Source organism: Halobacillus sp. Cin3 (genome assembly GCF_947311855.1).
Lineage (GTDB): Bacteria > Bacillota > Bacilli > Bacillales > Halobacillaceae > Halobacillus > Halobacillus kuroshimensis.
The window spans coordinates 222463-237895 of record NZ_CAMZMV010000001.1 but is presented as its reverse complement, the minus strand read 5'-3'; the positions used below and the strand labels follow the sequence as shown (position 1 = coordinate 237895).

Annotated in this window: 17 protein-coding genes; all 17 read right to left on the bottom strand. The window is 48.1% G+C overall.

Features of this window, described 5'->3' with window-relative positions; translation table 11 throughout:
- Positions 1-410 precede the first annotated feature (410 nt).
- Entirely contained in the window at positions 411-1799 is a 1389-nt protein-coding gene (locus QMA39_RS01320; RefSeq protein WP_277988069.1) for a DUF2254 domain-containing protein, read from the bottom strand.
- Between the two features lie 306 nt (positions 1800-2105).
- The gene (locus QMA39_RS01315) at positions 2106-2567 is read right to left on the bottom strand and encodes a DinB family protein (protein ID WP_027953812.1); all 462 of its coding nucleotides are present in this window, start codon (positions 2565-2567) and stop codon (positions 2106-2108) included.
- A gap of 47 nt (positions 2568-2614) precedes the next feature.
- Positions 2615-3784 (bottom strand): iron-containing alcohol dehydrogenase, encoded by a 1170-nt coding sequence (locus QMA39_RS01310; RefSeq protein WP_281657773.1) that lies wholly within the window; start codon positions 3782-3784, stop codon positions 2615-2617.
- A gap of 135 nt (positions 3785-3919) precedes the next feature.
- Positions 3920-4270, bottom strand: a complete 351-nt coding sequence (locus QMA39_RS01305; protein WP_206932122.1) for a DUF2200 domain-containing protein — start codon at positions 4268-4270, stop codon at positions 3920-3922.
- Between the two features lie 52 nt (positions 4271-4322).
- Entirely contained in the window at positions 4323-5366 is a 1044-nt protein-coding gene (locus QMA39_RS01300; RefSeq protein ID WP_281657772.1) for a serine hydrolase, read from the bottom strand.
- A gap of 49 nt (positions 5367-5415) precedes the next feature.
- Entirely contained in the window at positions 5416-5754 is a 339-nt protein-coding gene (locus QMA39_RS01295) for a hypothetical protein (protein WP_206932119.1), read from the bottom strand.
- Positions 5755-5835: 81 nt separating this feature from the next.
- Positions 5836-6255 carry a hypothetical protein gene (locus QMA39_RS01290; protein ID WP_027953806.1) on the bottom strand — a complete coding sequence of 140 codons (420 nt, stop codon included), beginning with the start codon at positions 6253-6255 and terminating at the stop codon, positions 5836-5838.
- Positions 6256-6260: 5 nt separating this feature from the next.
- Positions 6261-6461: a helix-turn-helix transcriptional regulator gene (locus QMA39_RS01285; protein ID WP_027953805.1), complete on the bottom strand. Its 201-nt coding sequence runs from the start codon at positions 6459-6461 to the stop codon at positions 6261-6263.
- Positions 6462-6714: 253 nt separating this feature from the next.
- Complete coding sequence (locus QMA39_RS01280; RefSeq protein ID WP_206932115.1) at positions 6715-6915, bottom strand: hypothetical protein; 201 nt, start codon at positions 6913-6915, stop codon at positions 6715-6717.
- Positions 6912-7364, bottom strand: coding sequence for a PH domain-containing protein (locus QMA39_RS01275; protein ID WP_206932113.1), 453 nt, complete (start codon positions 7362-7364; stop codon positions 6912-6914). The genes QMA39_RS01280 and QMA39_RS01275 overlap by 4 nt, the downstream gene beginning before the upstream one ends.
- A 330-nt stretch (positions 7365-7694) precedes the next feature.
- Positions 7695-8537 carry an alpha/beta hydrolase gene (locus QMA39_RS01270; protein WP_242520232.1) on the bottom strand — a complete coding sequence of 281 codons (843 nt, stop codon included), beginning with the start codon at positions 8535-8537 and terminating at the stop codon, positions 7695-7697.
- Between the two features lie 21 nt (positions 8538-8558).
- Positions 8559-9452 carry an ABC transporter permease gene (locus tag QMA39_RS01265; RefSeq protein ID WP_206932109.1) on the bottom strand — a complete coding sequence of 298 codons (894 nt, stop codon included), beginning with the start codon at positions 9450-9452 and terminating at the stop codon, positions 8559-8561.
- A gap of 11 nt (positions 9453-9463) precedes the next feature.
- Positions 9464-10414, bottom strand: coding sequence for an ABC transporter permease (locus QMA39_RS01260; RefSeq protein WP_206932107.1), 951 nt, complete (start codon positions 10412-10414; stop codon positions 9464-9466).
- Between the two features lie 58 nt (positions 10415-10472).
- Positions 10473-12101: an ABC transporter substrate-binding protein gene (locus tag QMA39_RS01255; protein ID WP_281657771.1), complete on the bottom strand. Its 1629-nt coding sequence runs from the start codon at positions 12099-12101 to the stop codon at positions 10473-10475.
- Between the two features lie 13 nt (positions 12102-12114).
- Positions 12115-13335, bottom strand: coding sequence for a membrane dipeptidase (locus QMA39_RS01250; RefSeq protein WP_084162973.1), 1221 nt, complete (start codon positions 13333-13335; stop codon positions 12115-12117).
- Positions 13336-13364: 29 nt separating this feature from the next.
- Positions 13365-14429, bottom strand: coding sequence for an oligopeptide/dipeptide ABC transporter ATP-binding protein (locus QMA39_RS01245; protein ID WP_206932103.1), 1065 nt, complete (start codon positions 14427-14429; stop codon positions 13365-13367).
- A complete protein-coding gene (locus QMA39_RS01240; RefSeq protein WP_281657770.1) occupies positions 14413-15432 on the bottom strand; it encodes an ABC transporter ATP-binding protein in 1020 nt (339 codons plus the stop codon). The genes QMA39_RS01245 and QMA39_RS01240 overlap by 17 nt, the downstream gene beginning before the upstream one ends.
- Between the last annotated feature and the right edge of the window lies 1 nt (position 15433).

Sequence of the window (15433 nt, the reverse complement as noted above, 5' to 3'; positions counted from 1 at the left end):
TCGAGTGACGGGAAAGTAAGTTCTGAGGGGGAATTTAAAATGGAATTACTCCAATTCCTTAGGGGGGAAATGTATACTGGAATAAGTTTTCACAACGAACATAACAAACCTGTCTGCTGTGACCTTGGGGCGTTGACCTCTAACGAGCAGCTTTTGCTCTTTATGAGATTAAAACCAACGACAGTGAAGTACTTTCCCATGGAAAGAAGTCCGTACTTAATTTGTTCAGACCAACATCATTCGCAAACTTATTTCCTTACTACATGACCTGGACATACCGGGGATCCATGGGATTCCCGGCAGTCCCCCTCCCTATTGCAAAATTTCCTCTACATTCAAAGTATTTCAAAACAAAAAATGATCCGCAACACGAAGAAGGCTTATCCAATTATGGATAAGCCTTCTTCGTGTTAAGAAAGGTCCTGCTCATGCTCCCCGGATGCTTGCTGAGGTACCGTTGCTGCACTTTTTGAACTGACACGCTGCAGCATATATTCGAGTAGAAACAGGTAATCATCCTGATGACCTGTATTCTTTGAAAGCTCGGACAGTTGTTCAATGATATACAGGCAGTCATTTTCATAGAGGCTGTAATTATCAAAGCCAAGGATGGTCTGACGGGCAAACTCCCACAGATCCTCGTGAACGTCTTCATCCATCGTTTTGCTGAGCAGAGAAACCATCGTCAGCAGTTCCGTCATGACCGTCGAATTCTGGTCCGCATATTCCCTGATGGATGCGAAACCTTTATGAAGGTAGTAACGGAAGTCCTTCTGGTTCAAAATGACCCTGAGGCTTCCCTCCTGATCAAAGAGATAAGGGGAAAAATTGGTCGACTGACCGATCCGCTTCAGAAGATCTGTAATCTGGTGGATAGTATTCGTCACCGTAAGCGGGTCGTTATGACCGAGCGCTTTGATGGCGACTTCTGCAAGTTTGATTAAACCATACTCCAGGTCCTGAATTTCCGTTTGTTTCACACCGATCTCGATTGACTTGAAGTAACGTTCCGGATCGACCTGGGAACCGGCTTCCCAGTAGCTGAGCACCGGTGTCCCCTCCACCACAAACTCACCAATCCGGACATCGAACCGGAGGATCCCTTCATCTCTGGAAGCCTGCTTAACGAGCCTTGCAAAATCCGCAACCTGCAGATAACCGGACTGAGGGGAGGTTATGACTTTCCTATCCTCTTCAGGCGGGAGCGAATCAGGATCGACGTCTTTATCAAGGTGAAAAGGAGCCAGTTCCTTTTCCAAAGCTGTCTGGACCGATTGAGATTTAGTGTTCATATTGTAACTGATGTTGTGCACCTGCATCCACGTTGTCGTGTGGTTGATGAAATAGATAAAGGTGACGGCAGCTATAATCGCAGTCAGGATCGACAGGACCGGAGTTGCGGCAATATACTCCTCTTCCTCATGCGTCACATACAGGAAGTTCAGCAGCACATAAATGAAGCTTCCGTTAAAAATACCGAGCACGTGCTGGGTCGCCCGGTCACTCACGAAATTGACAAGCATTTTTGATGAAAACTGTCCACTGAACGTTGTTAAAGCAACAAGCAGAGAGTTGATTGTAAAGGCGCTCAGTGTAAGGACGCCTCCGACGAGTGCACTCAGCAGCACCTGCAGCGTCTGCCCGCTGAAGCCGATTGCCGGTGGCAGATATAAACTGACATCCACGATGTAGTCGAGGTAAAAAGTGAAAGCGGACAAGCCGACGGCCCCGAGAATATACCAAAAAGGCATAAACCACAGAGTCGATTTCAGCTCACTCCTGCGCTGACGTTTGGACATGTTAAAATATTTCTTTATATAGTAGAAGAAACCCATAAGCGGCACACCATTCTGTTCTAGAGTATTGGAATTCTTCTAATTCCTTCCCTTGAACGGTCGCCGCTAACCTGATTTCGTGTAATTCTTTATGGTGGATGAAGGGATTTATCGATATATCGCAGATTTGACTGATATATTCAGAAAAAGATCGATATATGGCAGATTTAGTCGATATATCCGAAAAATAATTGATATACTCGGAAAAAAACCGATATCCTAGCCCTATAATGATACAAAAAAACGGCCGGAAATCCGGCCGGTCTGCTTTTACTTTTGATCGGTCTGTGCTTTGATCGCTTTTATTGTTCCCGTATGTACCCCTTCGTGATACAGCGTGAAATTCAGAATTTCACCAACGGTTTTCATGGATAGAAACTCTTCTGCTGCTTCGTCATCAAGTTTGCCCGTGAGAGCTTCCTGCAGGAGTGCCGGCTGCTCTTCCAGGTGTTTTTTCAATTCATCAAGGCTGGGGACGTTACCTTCCCAATCCGCCGGCTTCGTTCCTGGAGCGAATAATTGGAAAAAGCGCGGAGGTGTTTCGACCGGTGTACCGGCAAACTTAGCCACCATCCCATTTTGAGCAGCAACAATATGACCAAGATTCCACCGGATATTGTTCGCAAATCCTTTCGGCTGGAGGTCTGCCTGTTCCTCCGTAATTCCATCCAGCATTTTCAATGTCGCTTTTCTAACGAGTGCAATTTGTTGAAATACCTGTTCTTCATTCATGGTAACAACTCCCTTCTCTTCTATTCTATCCTTCTAAGATGTGTTTCTCAAAGAATAGGAGACTTATAAGCTGCGTTTAAAATCTGCAGATAATCTTCTTTCGTAATCGACCGGACATTGCTCGGTGTCGAGTTGTTGCGTTCAGCAAGTTCAGCCATCCGCTCGAAATCCTCTTCCTGAACAGAAGGTATTTCACTCAAGAGAGGAATGTTCAGCTGTTTTGTGAACGCATAGATTTGACGGACGAATTTCTCTACTGCCTCCTCATCCGGATCGTTATCTTCTGCCATTTTCATAAACCGGGCCATTTCCGCGTGCAGCGGCACGTTTTCCTGCGCGTTGAATTCCATGACATGAGGAAGGAAAATGGCATTCGCTACGCCGTGCGGAGTATCATATAAACTGCCGAGCGCTTCCGCCAAACAGTGGACGGCCGCCACATCGGCAGATCCAAAGCATAAACCGGCAAGCAGGCTTCCCTCCTGCATTTTTGCTCGCGCCTCGAGATCTTCCCCGTCCTCAAACACTTGAGGAAGATGCTGAACGATGACCTCCATCGCTCTTGCTCCCATCGCCTGTGACACAGGATTCGTCCCCTTACACGAGTATCCTTCGATGGCGTGGACAAGTGCATCCACCCCTGTTGCTGCCGTTACGGCCTTTGGTACCGACAACGTCAGTTCCGGATCAAGCACAGCTGTTACCGGCCGGAGCATCGAATGCTTCAGTGTAATTTTCCGGTGCGAGTCCGCGAGTGTAATGACCGAAGAGCGGGTAACTTCTGAGCCCGTGCCGGCCGTCGTTGGGACACAGAGGATTGGTGCCGCATTCACATAAGCTCTCTTTCCTTCCACATATTCCTCGGGACGTCCGCCATTCGGACCAAGGAGTGCAATTGCTTTTGCCGTATCAATCGGACTCCCTCCGCCAATCGCGATGACAACAGAAGCCTTTTCTTTTTGAAACACTTCTGCTCCCATCAGGCATTCAGTATCGCGTGGGTTTTGGGAAACTTGATTAAATTCAACGACCTCGTACCTCGCATTTTTAAGCGAATTTATCACAGGTTCCACGATCCCAGCCTCTTTCACACCTCGATCACTCACGACCATGACGACCGCTCCATCGACCGCCACTTCACTAAGAAGGTCCGGCACTTCCCTCACGCGGCCGGGTCCCATCACAATTTTCGTCTGGCAGTAATAGTCAAAATTCATGACACATTCATCCCCTTTTATTAACGAGGGGTGACCTTCCATCTATGGAGGATCACCGCCGTGATTTTTCAGACATGATTCCCGTCAAAAAAGACACATGGGTCCTTTAGTCAGAACCATGTGTCTCTTTCCATGCTACCCTCGCAGTATTTTTTCCATGGCCTTGCCCTTAGCCAATTCATCCACCATCTTATCCAGGTAGCGGATTTCCTGCATGATGGGTTCTTCGATATCTTCCACCCGGACACCGCAGACGACCCCTTTGATCAGCTTACGTGACGGATGAAGCTCAGGCGCTTCCTCAAAAAAAGTTTCAAAATCCGTCTTTTCTTCCAAGTGCTCCTCCAGCTGTGCCTGAGACAGTCCGGTATGCCAGCGGATGATTTCATCCACTTCCTCCTTGGTGCGTCCTTTTTTCTCAGCTTTCGTGATGTAATGAGGATAAACGCTTGCGAAACTCATGCTGTAGATTTTATGTTTGGTCATTCCACGACACCTTCCTTTTTCACAGGATCTGTAACTGTATTATAGCATGGTTTTACTTTCCGCTATTCCATCCCAGCAGGAAATCCTCGATGACATTCGTGACTTCGAACGGTCCGGATTCCTGATTGGAAGGAACCACTGTGATGAGGCCTGCATCCGGATAATAAGAGGAGCGGAAGCTGACACCGGGATCATAGCCCATGACGTGGTATTTGTATATATGCTCGTCTTTTTGGTTCATCCAAATCCCGTACCCGTAATGAATCGCCTCATTCACTTGCACATGGGGCTGCAGAAGTCTGCTGGTCATCTCTTCGCTCAGCAGTTCATATCGGAATAACGCTTCCCAGAACTTCGCCATATCCGGAGCAGATAAAAACGCCCCGCCATCGGATCCTCCTTGCTTTGGAATGGAATAAACATTCGTCCGCCATGTGCCCTTTTCCTTTTCATCAATATAGCCAAAGGCTGTATTGACCGGGAGCTGATCGAGAGAAAAATACCCGGAGTCATACATCCCGCAGCGCTCAAAAATCTCCGACTGAATATATTCCCTATACGTCCGTCCTGTTTGTTCCTCAATGATTAACCCAAGTAGAATATAGGCCGCATTGTTGTAGTGGAACCGCTCCCCAGGCCTGCCGTTCATCGGTTTCTTTTGAAAAAGGGGCAGAAAATCCTTGAGCGTTTCGATTTTATAGACAGGCACATCCTTCCACAAATCCTCATAATCCTCCATCACTTCTTCATCAAAATAATCAGGCAGGCCGGACGTATGCGTCAGCAGATGATGAATCGTTGTACTCTTATCAAATTGCGGGAATTCCATGGACAGACAGTCAGCCAGACGCGTATTAAACTCCATTTGTCCTTTTTCTACAAGCTGGCAGACGGCCACAGCGGTGAACAGCTTGCATCCGGAGGCTGTTCCGAAACGGGTGTTGTATGTATTCAGCCTTTTCTCCGCTCTGTCTGCGTAACCATAAGCCTTTTTCAAAAGTACCTGTTCCCTGTCTTTTACATAGACGACTCCGGAAAAGTTGATGTCCTTACTTTTATCGTGGATCATTTCGGGCAGCTCTTTATGTATTCTCATCGATTTCCTCCGCTCCATTTTGTTTCCTAATGAAACACTTCAACCTCAATCAGCGAAAAGTGGCGGCTTCGGTTTCGGCCAGCCATTTGTCGACAGCTTTGACAGGGAAATAATATTCGTAGCCGATTTTCACATAAGGGATCTGACTCTTCACAACATCCCCCTCTTTCTTTGGAAGAACCTTTTCTATCTGCTCGTCACTGAGGCCCAGGTAATCCTGAAGTTCTAAATAACTCATCAGCTGAGGATCCTTATGCTGATCGCGGACTATAACCTGTTCCCCAGACTCCTGGGAGCTCTGTGTGAGGGCGTTGGAAAGAATAATCGCTCCTGATAAGATGCAGGCGCCTACAATTAATAATGACATGTTGGTCGTTAATTCTTTCATGACTATCCTCCTTTAGGGCCTTATTATTCCAAAATCTCCCTGGAACCTCAATCCTTTTTGGAGAAACCGTATAAGAAAGGACTATTCCTCACGCTCTTTCTGCCGAAGACCGTACATATAAAAAGCGGGAATGACCGAACAGACAAAAACGATACCACCAACCAGCAAACCGTCCATCACGTTGTACCCATTCGTCAAGGCGATGAAAGTAACAAATAAAAGAGAAATCAATGTGATTATCCCGAGAGCTATGTACAATCGCTTGACGGGTGACCCCTTTGTTTTCTCATGCTCCACACTGATAGTCATGGAAAGGTAGGCATTGACCACTCCTGTCATAATGAAAACAAACCAGACAGGGTTATCCGTCATCCCGTCCATCCCATGGTTAATCAAATCATAAAGCAGGACCCCCATAATTCCTAAAGTCTGAACAATAAATGTAATCCTGATGTTCTTTAAATTTTTCAACTGCAGACGTTCATCTTTAATTTTTTCCATTTCTTTTACTCCTTTCGTTCCTGCCAGAATACCTCATCCAACGTTTTATTAACGGCATAGCAGATCTCCAGACACAGCTTCAACGTTGGGTTGTAACGGCCTTTTTCAATTAAGCTGATCGTCTGACGCGTTACACCAACCCTCTCTGCAAGCTCCTGTTGGGTTAAATCGTAGCTGACACGCGCTACCTTCACTTTATTTTCCATAATTATCTATCCCTTCCCTATCAATGTAACATATAAGTTACATAATGCAATACATATATTCCGTTGGACACTAAGAGAAAAACGACTGTCCTCATGACACCCGTTTTTTTCTTCTATTCAAGTATCAGGAGAGAATCCTTTTCGCTCCACTCCGCACTATCTATAAGTACTAGGATGAAGGTTATGGACAGATGGTTTAACTCCATCCCTTGTTTTTCGATGAGGATTTTAAAACAGAAATGCAGCATCTTTTTTAATCATTTTTCCCCTTTCTTTTCCCGTTCCGATAACTGAGGGGGACAAACCAGAATCCAATGACAAAACCTGCAATCAGCATACCAATTAAATGATTCGAATCAATCCTATTATCATTCACATACCCAAGGAAAATAGAAAAAGGGATCAATATCGTCCACATTAGAAGGACGGCCATGATTCTCTTCTTCAAACTCATTCACAACCCTCCGTCAACGTCCGGTTAATTTCAATATTTGGATTCTCCTTGTATAAAAGGCGGATAAAAGATTTCTCATCTTTTGGGGAAATGTGTGTGATGGTATGCTCGGACGAATGGATCTCCAGACGCTTCACTGCCAATGCAGGAGCGGCAAACGGACTGTTTCTCTGCTTCACCCTACGAATATCTTCTATGCGGATCTTTTTTCTCATCGGACCAAATCGGATGTGCAGAATGCCCGCTTCAATTTTGTATCCGGTCGAAAACCAAATCCATAAAACGATCCCTATGATACCTGCACTGAGAAGGTATCCCGGCACGCTTTTATATGTAATCAACTGCAGACCACCCGCTTCACTGCCAAACACATAGAGTAGAACAATGCTTCCAATGATTCCTCCGTACATAAATGAAAACAACGGGTCTCTTTTGGATGGAAAGTACATATTTATCACCTCCCCTGCCTTTACGTATGCCTATCCATGAAAGTTTCACACGATAGGGATGATAGTGTAAATCTATCATCCATGAGAGAATTCTCCATTGTAATGATATAAAGGGAAAAATGGAATACTAGACTCAGCGCATGACTAAGCCTGCTGTAATCACCCGGGATCCATGATTGATAAACAGATTTGGAGTTTGGTTCCACATTGCCGCTATCTTTTTCCACCCGCCGATTATAGCGCTTGTAGTCTGCAAAAAAAGGAAAGAGTGCCAGATAGAATCTGACACTCTTTCATCTCTATATTTTACAGTCGTCTCATACTTCTTTATTAAAGAGTCTGTACAGCTCTATGTTCTTGGAGAAAACGACGGACCAGTTCTACGTATTTTTCATTCTCCTCCAGCTGGGGAGAGTGACCGCTGTTTTCAAAGATAACAAGCTCAGCATTCGGAACACACGACGCAATGGTCTCCGAGCAGATCACAGGAGTGACCCAGTCGTGCCTTCCGACTGTTACCAGCGTCGGTACGTTGATCCCGGCTAATTGATCAACCAGATTAAACGCAGGTTTATTATGCCGGAAAGCGAAGTTATGGGTTTCGTGCCTGTAGTAAATCTGGTCGAGACGCTGACGGACGGCTTCTTCATCATATTCCACCGTGTACAGCGGCTGGATCAAAGTGAACAGCTCTTTCAAATCTTCGTCGGAGTGTACCTTCCCTTCAAAGAGGCGGGTCATGTTTTCTTCGGTAATGCCGTCAATCCCACTCTCAAGGGCCCGGTCAATGGAGAGGTAATCAAAGTCACTGCTTGCTGCGGTATCTCTCAACAGCACGCGGGTGACACTGTCAGGGTAGCGGATGGCGTACTCGAGCGTTAGAAATCCGCCGTACGATCCGCCTAAAATGGTGATCGGACCGCCGACAAGCTCCAGGCGGACAGCTTCAATATCCGCCGTCCACTGCTCATGAGTAAAAGGGGGACGTCCCTCCGATCTTCCTGAACCTCTCATATCCATAAAAACGAGCTTGTACGTATCTCCCAAGGCGGAGAAGGCTTTGATATCACCCCGGCAGTCTCCCAGACCCGGAGCTCCGTGGATGAAGAAAATCACCTCTCCCTCGGGATTTCCATGGACTTCATAATACAACTCATTGTCATTCACGTTCATGAACAAGGCGCTTCCTCCTCTTTATTTTTTCGCAAAACGCGGATCCAGGGCATCTCTCAGTCCATCACCGAGAAAATTATAGGCCAGTACAACGATGGTAATTGCTACACCCGGAAGCACACCTAAAATCGGAGCTGTCCAGATGTACTGTTGGGAATTCTGCAGCATGTTCCCCCATGTTGGCGTGGGAGGCTGGATCCCAAGACCGAGGTAGCTGATCGCACTTTCCGTTAGAATGGCCCAGGCAATGGCGAGTGTTCCGGAGACAATGATCGAGGGAAGAATCTGCGGAACGACATATTTTAAGAGAATCCTTTTCGCAGAAGCCCCGGCCGCATTGGCCGCTTCAACAAACTCGTATTCTTTCCACTTCAACGTTTCTCCGTATACGACCCGGGCAATTTCCACCCAGCCGGTCAGTGCGATGACGAGCACGACCATGAATGGCGTCGTCCCAAGCACCGTAAGAGCAACAAGGACGAAGAAAAAGTTCGGAATCGCCATCATTGCTTCCGTAATACGCATGAGGACAGCTTCGACCACTTTTCCAAAAAATCCGGCGCAGGCGCCTATGATCGTCCCGATGATCAAGGAGAAAAGCATCGCACATAATCCGACCAAGAGCGTCACCCGCCCGCCGTGAAGCATGCGTGCGAAAACATCCCTGCCCAGGTCGTCTGTTCCGAAGGGGTGCTGCAGCGTCCAGCCGGCAAGGGCCCCTGCATCGGTCAGTTCATCCGGAGTAATCGGCCACAGGACAGGACCGATAAAGACGACGGCGTGGACAACGACTAAAAACCATAATGATAAAAACGCTACTTTGTTCTGCTTCAATCTTGTAAGTAATACGAAGCGCCGATTTTCCTTTTTCCGGTGCTGCTCTTCCATATCTTCTTTTATAGAAGCTCCTAACATTCGGTCCCCTCCTATGCCATGTTTTTCACACGCGGATCGACTTGAGAATAAATGATGTCGACAAGCAGATTGCTGATGATAACGACAAGCGTAATGACAACGGTAATGCCCATGATCAATGGATAGTCACGGCCATTGGCTGCTTCAATAATCAACGTCCCGATTCCTGTCCATCCAAAAATCGCTTCGGTGATCACAGCACCGCTCAGCAGTCTCGGAATCAGCACGCCAATGATGCTGATGATCGGAATCATCGCATTACGAAGCGCATGCACATACAACACGACGAATTCCTTCGCCCCTTTGGAACGGGCGGTACGGATATAGTTCTGTGAAATGACTTCCAGCATCGATGATCTCGTGAAGCGGACGATATTCGGAAGCACGGTCGTCGATAAAATCAGTACCGGCATGGCTAAGTGAGCCATCCAGCCCCCAAAATCAAAGTCCGCGCCCCTCGGTCCGACACCGGACGATGGCAGCCAGCCAAGTTCAACAGAAAATAAGAGAATCAGCATGAGCCCGAGCCAGAAGGAAGGAACCGACAAACCGATGACACTCGAAAAGTTGATCACGTGATCCGCTGCTTTTCCTCGTTTCAAGGCGGAGATGACCCCAAGGATGATGCCTGCAATAACGGAAAAAATGATCGTGAATACGGTAAGTTCCATCGTGTAAGGCAGCCGTTCAGCTATCCTTTCCACGACCGCTTCACTGGAGTTGAATGATGTGCCGAGATCACCGGTGACTGCATTCCCCACCCACTCAAAATAGCGGACGATCACCGGCTGGTCCAGGCCGAGACGTTCGATTACCGCCTGACGCTCCTCGGGTGATGCATCCATCCGCATGACCCCTGTGGGCCCACCTGGTGCGAGGTTGATGAGAAAAAAGGTAATGACGGTCACAATGAACAATAAAATGATGCTTTGTCCAAAGCGGTTAAGTAAAAATCGAATCACACAGGTCCCCCCTTTTTATAAAAGAGAAGTGCACGCGGTGGTGCACTTCTCCCATGACTTACTCCTCCATATACCATTCCTGGATATAGTGAAGCGTATCTCCAAAGGCCAGTTCAGGTACGCCATCGATATCCGAGCGCTTCACCTGTACTTCCTGCGGGTACCAGAGGAACATGTACGGAAGCTCTTCAGCCATCAGCTTCTGGGCTTCTGTGTAGATTTCCTTCCGCTCCTCTACATCACTCGTTTCCGCACCGGCGTCCAGAAGCTTGTCCATTTCTTCATTTTGATAAGCCGGGATGTTGTTCCCCTGCTCAGCAAAATCAGAGTGCATGTACGCCTTCAAATCCGGATCCGGTGGATAGCGCCACCAGTTCAAGGTCATCGCATAATCCCTTTGGATGACGACTTTGTCGATCATCGTATTCCAGTCCATCGTATTCAACTGCACATCCAGCCCGACATCAATCAAGTACTGCTGAACAAGCTGGGCAATCGCTTCTAAATCCCCCTGAATACCGATGTCAAAGATGATTTCGAAGTTTTCTCCATCCTTATCGACAAAACCATCACCGTTCGTATCCTCCCATCCCGCTTCAGCAAGGAGCTTTTTCGCTTCTTCCGGATCGAATGGATACTGCTTCACATCATCGGTGTAATACTCCGACAACGCCGGCGTAATTCCGGCATCTGCAATCGTTCCATACCCTTGAAGGACGGTATCGATGATGTTCTGACGGTCAAGCGCATGTTCCATCGCCTGGCGTACCTTCACATCCTGGAACCTTTCTTCCTGCTGGTTGACGATCAGCCAGAAGAAACGGTTCGTATCACGTCCGTCCACATCAACGCCGGCCGCACTCTCAATACGTTCAACCGCAGAGGTGTCATCCAGAGCGAAGATGGAAAGTTCGCCACTCAACAGCTGCGCCACGTGGGTATTGGCATCAGGAAGGATTTTGTATTCCACTTCGTCCAGGTTCGCAGCATCGCCGAAATACTCTTCATTCCGCTCCAGCACGACGCTCTGTCCGGAAGTATAGGATTTAAGCTTGAAAGGTCCTGTTCCAACAGGGTTCTCCTTGTTAAAGCTCGTCAGATCCCATGGATCTTCTCCTTGGAAAATGTGCTCAGGAATAATCTCTGTATTAAAACTCAGGTAAGCCGGAAGGGCGGCAACCGGGCTCGATAAGTTGAACATAACGGTGTAATCACCATCTGCTTCAACACTTTCCACCTGTCCGAAATAGGAGGCACTGTTCGCTCCAAGCTCTTCATTCAATGTAATATCATTGAACGTAAACACAACGTCCTCTGATGTAAACGGTTCGCCGTCATGCCATGTGACATCATCACGGAGCTGGAAGGTCCAGGTCAGGCCATCCTCGGACGTCTCCCACGATTCAGCCAAATCCGGTGCAGGCACCAGATCTTTCCCCGGCTTCGTCAAACCGTCGAATATGACACGATTAATGACGTTGGACTCTGCATAGGCACTCGGGTGCCACGGATTAAAGGTTGGATCAGCAACAATCGGAATCGATACCTTTCCGCCGGAGACGGCCTCTTCAGAAGACGCTGTCGCTTCTCCCTCTGCCTCCTCTTCCCCTCCGTAGGAACAGGCTGCCAGGAACAACGCCATAAGTGCAGCTGATAAAAAGACCCACCATTTTTTATTCATCGTCATCGTCCCTCTCTTATTATTTCGCCCACGTTTCTTTCAGCACACGCATAATGTTGCCGCCGGTAACTTTACGGATGTCTTCCCGACTGTATCCTTTAGCGACAAGCCAGCGGACGATGTTCGGAAAGCATTCCGCCGGGTTTTCCAATCCTTTGACATAATCGACACGCTCCATCGAGGATTTCTGTGCACTTTTGATGGATAATTGACCGGCCAGTGTATCATGAAGGCCGACATGGTCACCGAATAAGGTGTCCGGACCAAAGGCTACATGCTCGATCCCTACCAGGTTCGCCGTATATTCGAAGTGTTCCATGAACGAATCGATATTGTGGTGCGGATGATTTTCCGATATGGTGGAGTGCGGAGCTGCCTCAATTCCTATCACCCCTCCCTTTTCAGCACAGGATCGGATGACACTGTCCGGCTTCATACGCTTCGTATCCCATACACCACGGGCACCGGCATGGTTGATGGTGACCGGCTTTGTACTCGTTTCAATCGTATCAAGTGCCGTTTGATCACCGGCGTGAGAAACATCCACAGTGATGCCGAGCTTGTTCATCCGTTCGACCGCCTGTTTTCCAAAAACGGAAAGGCCGGCATCCTTCGGTTCACGGAGGCCCGAGCCCAGCATATTCGATTCAGAGTAGCAGACACCCATCGTCCGGATGCCGAAGCCATACAACACATCAAGACGGTCCAGCTCATTTTCAATCATGGATGCCGATTCCAAGGCTCCGACAAAAGCGATTTTCCCTTCTCTTTTCGCCCTGGACAAGTCCTCAATACGCTCAGCTTTGATCACCATATCCTGATGGGCGATGTCGCTGAAGCGGATACCCAGGTCGTGAATGACATCCGACCATTTCCACCCTGCGAGTGAGGTGATCATCGCTGTTCCGTCCATGAAATTCTCAAAAATGACATCAAGACCTGAACGGCTCAGAGCTTCAAAGGCTGTGAAGTCCCTGCCCTGCCGGCGGAATTCGTAAAACTGATTAAGATCTTCCGGTGCAATGAACGTATGCTCATGCATGGAAATCATCAAATCCTCTTCCAGGATCGTCTGGACCTCATTTTCCTGCTCATTTGTCACAGGATAGGAAAAGCTCGGGACACGGTCCACTTCTTTTGCAAGAGTGTAAGATTTATAATCGACGCCCGCTTCAAGATATTGAAAAGACTTATAGCCGTCATAGACTTTTTGGTTGCCTTTTTGAATGAGTTCAGCCAAAGGATATTCCCCTTCCTTTTATTTACCTCTTATGCCATAATAAGGTTATTAGTTTTGTTGTCAGATGGTTTCTGACGTTGAGCGACAGCTTCTTTTAACGTCTGCCCTTTTTCCAAAGGGTAATGGCAGGCCGTGAAATGGCCGTTTCGCGTTTCCTGCCATGCTGGAACTTCCTGACTGCATCGTTCTGTTGCAAGTGGACACCTCGTCCGGAAATTGCACCCTGAAGGTGGAGATGCTGGTGAAGGCACTTCCCCTTTAAGAACGATGCGTTCTTTCCTTGCTTCGGGATCGGCTTCCGGTACAGTCGACAAGAGTGCTGCCGTATAAGGGTGTGCAGGATCATTGAAGATCGAATCCGTATCCGACAGTTCGACGAGTTTTCCTAAGTACATCACACCCACCCGGTCGGAAATATGCCGGACGACATTCAGTCCGTGCGCAATGAACAAAAGCGTCAATCCCATCTCCCGCTTCAGCTGGATCAACAGGTTAATGACCTGGGACTGGACCGACACATCCAAAGCGGACACCGGTTCATCCGCAACGATGAATTCCGGCTCAAGCGCAAGCGCCCTCGCTATGCCCACCCGCTGCCTCTGTCCTCCGGAAAATTCATGGGGGTAGCTGTGATAACGGCTCGCATCCAATCCTACGAGCTCCAACAATTCCTTAACCTTTCTTTCTTTTTCTGCGCCTTTGGCAAGACCATGAATCTCATACATCTCCCCGATAATCTGCCCGATAGTGAAACGCGGGTTCAAAGAACCGAACGGATCCTGATAAATGATCTGCATGTCCTTGCGGAGTCTGCGCATGTCTTTCTTCGAATATTCAAGAATATTACTCTCACCATAAAGCACCCGGCCGTCCGTCGGATCCTGAAGTCTTAAGATGTTCCTGCCGAGCGTCGATTTCCCGCAGCCGGATTCCCCGACAAGCCCGAGTGTCTCTCCTTTATAAATATCAAAAGAAACATCATCCACCGCCTTCAGCGTCTGCTTCCGCTTCCCTAAGGCCCCACCTCCTTTAATCTCAAAGTATTTCTTCAAATGCTGAATTTCCAACAGCTTTTCTTTATGATTTTGATTCAACGGGATCCTCCTTTCTGTGAAAAGGGTCAACCTGAGAGGCAGTGAACTCTTCCACATGCCAGCAGGCGACGTCACGCCGGCCCACTTTTTGAAGCGGAGGTTCTTCCTGATGGCACTTCTCTGTGGCAAAGCTGCAGCGCGGCGCAAACCGGCAGCCTTCAGGCATCTGGTTCACGCCTGGAATCGTTCCTTCAATGGTCGGAAGAAGCTCTCCTCTGGCCCCGCTCATTTTCGGAATCGATTCAAGCAGTCCTTTTGTATAAGGGTGATGCGGGAGTTCAAACAAATCGCTCGTCTCTGCAATCTCCATCACCTTCCCGGCATACATGATGATGATCCTGTGGGAAAGCTCTGCCGCTACACCAATATCGTGGGTGATGAGCATGATGGACATGTCCTCTTCGTTCCTCAACTTTCGGAGCAGCTCGAGGATCTGCGCTTCAATCGTGACATCAAGCGCTGTTGTCGGTTCATCTGCGATGAGAAGCTTCGGCTTGGAGGCGAGTGCAATGGCAATCATGACCCGCTGCCTCATCCCTCCCGACAATTCGTGAGGATACTGCTTCAACCTTGTTTTCGGTTCAGAAAGCCCGACAAGGGTCAGCAAATCCTCCGCCTTGTCCATTGCTTCCTTTTTCTTCAGCGGCTCATGATAACGGATCGCTTCGACAATCTGCTGGCCGATGGTGAAGACAGGATTCAGCGCGGTCAACGGCTCCTGGAAAATCATTGAGATCTCTGCTCCTCTGATCTTCCTCATTTCTTCATTCGTTTTGGTTGTCAGTTCTTCACCCATATACTCGATCGACCCGTTTATGATTTCCCCATTTTCAAACTCGACCAGTCTCATCACAGACATCGATGTGACACTTTTACCACTGCCGGATTCCCCGACGATGCAGACGGTTTCTCCTTTTTCAATATCAAAACTCACCCCGTCGACCGCCCGGACAAACCCGTCCTTTCCCTGGTAGCCCGTCACGAGGCCTTCCACCTTCAACATG

What these genes read in the sequence shown, in the direction of transcription:
- QMA39_RS01240 (WP_281657770.1), bottom strand. Translation starts at nt 15,432, where the DNA reads ATGTTGAAGGTGGAAGGCCTCGTGACGGGCTACCAGGGAAAGGACGGG.
- QMA39_RS01275 (WP_206932113.1), bottom strand. Translation starts at nt 7,364, where the DNA reads ATGTACTTTCCATCCAAAAGAGACCCGTTGTTTTCATTTATGTACGGA.
- QMA39_RS01310 (WP_281657773.1), bottom strand. Translation starts at nt 3,784, where the DNA reads ATGAATTTTGACTATTACTGCCAGACGAAAATTGTGATGGGACCCGGC.
- QMA39_RS01270 (WP_242520232.1), bottom strand. Translation starts at nt 8,537, where the DNA reads ATGAACGTGAATGACAATGAGTTGTATTATGAAGTCCATGGAAATCCC.
- QMA39_RS01255 (WP_281657771.1), bottom strand. Translation starts at nt 12,101, where the DNA reads ATGACGATGAATAAAAAATGGTGGGTCTTTTTATCAGCTGCACTTATG.
- QMA39_RS01305 (WP_206932122.1), bottom strand. Translation starts at nt 4,270, where the DNA reads ATGACCAAACATAAAATCTACAGCATGAGTTTCGCAAGCGTTTATCCT.
- QMA39_RS01265 (WP_206932109.1), bottom strand. Translation starts at nt 9,452, where the DNA reads ATGTTAGGAGCTTCTATAAAAGAAGATATGGAAGAGCAGCACCGGAAA.
- QMA39_RS01315 (WP_027953812.1), bottom strand. Translation starts at nt 2,567, where the DNA reads ATGAATGAAGAACAGGTATTTCAACAAATTGCACTCGTTAGAAAAGCG.
- QMA39_RS01300 (WP_281657772.1), bottom strand. Translation starts at nt 5,366, where the DNA reads ATGAGAATACATAAAGAGCTGCCCGAAATGATCCACGATAAAAGTAAG.
- QMA39_RS01290 (WP_027953806.1), bottom strand. Translation starts at nt 6,255, where the DNA reads ATGGAAAAAATTAAAGATGAACGTCTGCAGTTGAAAAATTTAAAGAAC.
- QMA39_RS01285 (WP_027953805.1), bottom strand. Translation starts at nt 6,461, where the DNA reads ATGGAAAATAAAGTGAAGGTAGCGCGTGTCAGCTACGATTTAACCCAA.
- QMA39_RS01295 (WP_206932119.1), bottom strand. Translation starts at nt 5,754, where the DNA reads ATGAAAGAATTAACGACCAACATGTCATTATTAATTGTAGGCGCCTGC.
- QMA39_RS01280 (WP_206932115.1), bottom strand. Translation starts at nt 6,915, where the DNA reads ATGAGTTTGAAGAAGAGAATCATGGCCGTCCTTCTAATGTGGACGATA.
- QMA39_RS01320 (WP_277988069.1), bottom strand. Translation starts at nt 1,799, where the DNA reads ATGTCCAAACGTCAGCGCAGGAGTGAGCTGAAATCGACTCTGTGGTTT.